Source organism: Mesorhizobium sp. M5C.F.Ca.IN.020.29.1.1, assembly GCF_003997375.1.
In the GTDB taxonomy this organism is placed as follows: Bacteria; Pseudomonadota; Alphaproteobacteria; order Rhizobiales; family Rhizobiaceae; genus Mesorhizobium; species Mesorhizobium wenxiniae.
In genome coordinates this window covers 1-2,548 of record NZ_RZSW01000714.1, presented here as the reverse complement: position 1 = coordinate 2,548, position 2,548 = coordinate 1, and the positions used below count along the sequence as shown (strand labels likewise).

General features: G+C 57.5%; 5 protein-coding genes. 4 read left to right on the top strand and 1 reads right to left on the bottom strand.

Features of this window, described 5'->3' with window-relative positions; translation table 11 throughout:
• The first annotated feature begins 90 nt into the window (after positions 1–90).
• A complete protein-coding gene (locus EOA85_RS32545; RefSeq protein ID WP_023798937.1) occupies positions 91–231 on the top strand; it encodes an entericidin A/B family lipoprotein in 141 nt (46 codons plus the stop codon).
• A 273-nt stretch (positions 232–504) separates the two neighbouring features.
• Positions 505–720: a hypothetical protein gene (locus EOA85_RS32540; protein ID WP_127212452.1), complete on the top strand. Its 216-nt coding sequence runs from the start codon at positions 505–507 to the stop codon at positions 718–720.
• Positions 721–1,028: 308 nt separating this feature from the next.
• Here the strand turns inward: EOA85_RS32540 and EOA85_RS32535 are convergent, their stop codons facing one another.
• The gene (locus EOA85_RS32535) at positions 1,029–1,247 is read right to left on the bottom strand and encodes a Flp family type IVb pilin (RefSeq protein WP_029351922.1); all 219 of its coding nucleotides are present in this window, start codon (positions 1,245–1,247) and stop codon (positions 1,029–1,031) included.
• 368 nt (positions 1,248–1,615) lie between these two features.
• Here EOA85_RS32535 and EOA85_RS32530 point away from each other — a divergent pair, with 368 nt between their 5' ends.
• Entirely contained in the window at positions 1,616–1,804 is a 189-nt protein-coding gene (locus tag EOA85_RS32530; protein ID WP_127212451.1) for a hypothetical protein, read from the top strand.
• Between the two features lie 85 nt (positions 1,805–1,889).
• Complete coding sequence (locus EOA85_RS37855) at positions 1,890–2,054, top strand: hypothetical protein (protein WP_156768590.1); 165 nt, start codon at positions 1,890–1,892, stop codon at positions 2,052–2,054.
• Positions 2,055–2,548: the final 494 nt, after the last annotated feature.

The following is a 2,548-nucleotide window of genomic DNA, read 5'->3' as shown; positions in this document are numbered from 1 at the left end:
GGTTTTAGCTTTCGCGCAATGCTCATGGAACCAGTCTAACCGATTTTCGTTGCTGTCCCACGAATCTATCTGTTGAGGGAGATACCATTCATGAAACCGCTACGCATTGCTCCGATCGCCATTCTCGCTTGCGCCCTGGCACTTTCGGCCTGCGCCAACACCGTCCGTGGCGTCGGCAGGGACGTCAAATCGACAGCCAACGCGGTTGAGGACACGGTCGAGAACCCCTGATCCGCAGTCTCGCCAAAGCGCATTGCTCTCAAGATAGTTCAAGCGATGCGTATTAAGTCCTTGTAACATCTGGGAACGAGAAAGTCGTGCTGCAAGGCGCGGATCGGATTATGGTCCATGCCGAATTCGCGCAGACGAGGCCGAAGCGCGGACGTCGTGTCCGCCTATTGCAGTTATTTTCGTTGGGGCGGGCACGAAAAGTTGACTTTTCGAGCGGGGGATATGCCGTTAATCTTTCCCTGTACCCTCAACAACGAAGCTAGGAGCCATAGGATGAGGACCGCTCTCTTAGTTGTCGCCGCTCTGGGCCTTTCGGTGTCCGGCGCCGCAGCGGAATGTGTTGGCCACACTAAAATGACGGCTTCCGTAGATCAGCAAACCAAAGCTGCAAGCGTAGATCAGCAGACCAAAGTCGCAAGCGTCGCGAATACGCCGACAACTGCCGAAACGCCGATCCTGAAAAAGGAAGAGGCGAAAGAATCAGAATAGGCGCTTCAACCCGCCCGATCCTACCATAAGCACTCTAGCCGCTAGCGCCGGAGGCTGTCATCGCGGCAGCCAGCGAGGTTAAGCCGTCTACTAACGGTGTCGTTCTTTGGCGTGACACTGGATGCCGAAGGCCAGTCGAGTGGCTGGCAGCATGCGCAATGGTTGCGGCCATGCAACTGGCGTTAATGCAACAAACACCTAACAGAGTACAGGCCTGGGTGGCGGTGTCGTACAGAAATTCGTAAAAAGGGGCCGGCGCGACGAACGCCGACCCTTCCCAGGCAGTAAGAGCGCTGGGTTTTAGCGTGTCAGGTTCCGACGCCCGTTCCCTCGTTGCAGGTGCCGAGCGGCGAGGCTTCCAACGCGGCGCACAGGCCGGTAAAACGCCCGGTGACCCAGCCACCAATCGCCAGGATCGCAAGTATCGCTGCTGCGGCAATGATGCCGACAAGGATCGAATATTCGACCATGGCAGCGCCTGAATCGTCTTGGCAAAACTGCCGGGCCGTCGTCATGAGTGTGTCCATGAAGTTCCCCTTTTAGACCCGACGTGTCGACGTCGGTCCAGCAAAATGCGCGGGAGCTAATGCAATAGCATCATTCGAACGAGGGACTAGAGCCGCCTAGAACCCAATTCTGATAAACTGCGGGCAGCCAGTCACCGCATAGCTTGGCGTCGTGAATGTCCCCACGCCCGTGAAATAATGGCAAATGAACCCGTCCGTTGGATCCTTTTCGTCGTGGTAGAGAACTGCGGTCGACGTAATCAGCAACCCGCCAATCGCCCCCGCCGCTAGAACTGTCAGCACCCCCAGAGAGACGACTGCTTTCCGCATTTTTTAGCCCGTGACTCGCCTTCCGATTGGAGTCCAGACGCGGCCAAGGTCGGCTTTAGGTGGCGCGCGCCAAGCCAACGGCTATTCTAAAGCCGATCCGCCCGCGCCTCATGGCGGGAGTGCAGGTTTTAACCCCACCGATCGAAGCCGACTTCATCACAATGAACGGCGACAATCTCAAAGAGTCAGGGCATGACCGGCGCATCGGAATTCTGCTGGATCGAATAGATGTGTTGGCTGGGAAATAGCACAATTAGGCGCTCCGCGAAGGTAATCGCTGAGGCCGAGTGCGCCGAACGCGCCGCAAAGACGGCAAGATTGAAATCGCTTCGTATGGCAACTCAGGGTGACCTGAAGGTTTCGTTTCCGGAGGAGCTCGATTGCTCGCTGCTTGTCGCGGCACTGACTCAAGGCGAATCATCGGGCCAGCCTTTCAACCGTCTCAATGATGGCTTTGGCAAGGGCTTCGCCTTCATGGACAGGCTCGGAACCGAATAGCACAAACTGCTTCCTCGCTCGGCAACACCCCGGCTGGGCGGGTTTGTTCAATAGTTATGCGAACCAGTTTGACGGCGGCCCAGGCGCTGCGGATGTTCTCTTGGACTCTATGCTGGCCACCAAGCACGCAGCGGCTTGTTGCGCTTCTGGGGCCGGTATTTCTCCACCCGCCTGGTTCTCGCGGACCCGCTTTCGCACTGTAGTGGTGATCGCCTCCACGTCACCAATACCCCTATGCCCCGCGCCATGAAATTTGAGTCTGGAGCGCGCTAGGGCTTGGTCAAGATGTTGCTAATGTGCGGGACAACGCTCTTCGCTCTAGCGGGGCCGGCCCAGCGGCTTGGTTGCGAGGGGGACTGGCAGCTGGAGGCCGCTGGGCCTTGACCACCAGCGAGCTTAAGAGGAGGCGCTGTGCTGGCTGACCAATACTTGCGCTCAAGGCAACGGAATAGCATCATTCGAACGAACACTGCTCGTCAGTATGTTCCTCATGC

Coding starts and splice junctions, on each gene's coding strand:
- EOA85_RS37855 (WP_156768590.1), top strand. CDS start 1,890: ATGGCAACTCAGGGTGACCTGAAGGTTTCGTTTCCGGAGGAGCTCGAT.
- EOA85_RS32540 (WP_127212452.1), top strand. CDS start 505: ATGAGGACCGCTCTCTTAGTTGTCGCCGCTCTGGGCCTTTCGGTGTCC.
- EOA85_RS32535 (WP_029351922.1), bottom strand. CDS start 1,247: ATGGACACACTCATGACGACGGCCCGGCAGTTTTGCCAAGACGATTCA.
- EOA85_RS32545 (WP_023798937.1), top strand. CDS start 91: ATGAAACCGCTACGCATTGCTCCGATCGCCATTCTCGCTTGCGCCCTG.